This window comes from Motiliproteus sp. MSK22-1, assembly GCF_001968815.1.
GTDB lineage: Bacteria > Pseudomonadota > Gammaproteobacteria > Pseudomonadales > Balneatricaceae > Motiliproteus.
Map to the genome: position 1 here is coordinate 1 of NZ_MIEQ01000047.1, position 1244 is coordinate 1244.

1 protein-coding gene is annotated in these 1244 nt (G+C 55.1%); it reads right to left on the reverse strand.

What is annotated here, in order from left to right:
- A partial coding sequence (locus tag BGP75_RS14850; RefSeq protein WP_143821075.1) for a cadherin domain-containing protein occupies window positions 1-1244 on the reverse strand: 1244 nt, incomplete at both ends.

Sequence of the window (1244 nt, forward strand, 5' to 3'; positions counted from 1 at the left end):
TCGGTAGCTGTAATGGTGCCGACCTGGGTGGTGTTTTCTGCCACCGTAAAGCCTTGTGGGGAGAGTACCGGGGCATCATTCAGGTTACTCACCTGCACAAACACATTCGCCTGAGTGCTCAGGTTGGTGTTGTCGGTGGCCGTTACCGTGATTTCATAGTGGTTATCCCCGTTCTGATCCAATGGTGTGCTAAAACTGGGGGCTTGAATAAAGTTCAGTACTCCGGTGCTGCTGTTAAGGCTAAACAGGCTGGCATCACTGCCTCCCAGGCTGTAGCTCAGGGTTGATCCCTGGTCGGAGTCAGTGGCTAACAAGGTGCCGACATTGCTGCTACCTTCCTGCACGGAGAAGGTTTTCTCCCCCAATACTGGCGCTTCATCAACATCGGTGACATTGATGGTGAAGGTTTTCTGGCTACTGGCGCCAATGGAGTCGGTGACTGAGACATTCACGACATAGCTATTATTATTGCCGACATCCACAGGCTTCTCAAAGTTGGGCCTTGAGGTAAAGTTCAGCGCTCCGCTGGTGGCATTAATAGTGAACAGGCTGGCATCAGCGCCACCGGCCAGACTGAAGGTGATGGGGTTGTTTTCATCGTCTGTTGCGACAAGAGTGGTGACCGGCAGGTTACCTTCAGACACCGTCAGACTGGTATCACTGGTCAGCACGGGAGCATCGTTCACATCGGTGACACTGACCGTCAGCGTTTGTGTATCGGTGCCGCCCTTACCGTCACTGGCGGTGACTTCCACGACATAGTCGTTGTTGGTGTCGGCATCGGTGGGTAGTTCGAAGTTGGGGGTTGCAGCAAAGGTTAACACACCACTGTTAGTATCAATGCTGAAACGTGCGGCATCGGCACCACCGCTGATGCTAAAGGTTGGGACGTCGCCATTATCCGGGTCTGTTGCGCTCACCGTGGTGACGCTGGTCTGGTTTTCGGCCACGCTCAGTGTTGCGGTGGACTGGCCACCGTTGCTGTTAATGACCGGATCCTGATTGACAACCGCGGTGATCGCGTTGCCGGTAGCATCCACTACATTCACAGTGGCATCGGCCCCAGCCGCCCAGTCCTCAGCGGCGGCGAGGTTATAGGTGGTGCCGTCAGCGGAGCTGGTGCCATTTTTATTAATCAGCGCATCCACGGCGGTTTTATCAGCCCCTGCCAGAACGACACTAAAGGACGTGGCAGAGCTGATCTCAACGTCGGTGGCAGTGGTCAGGGTATAGGTTGCCCCTCC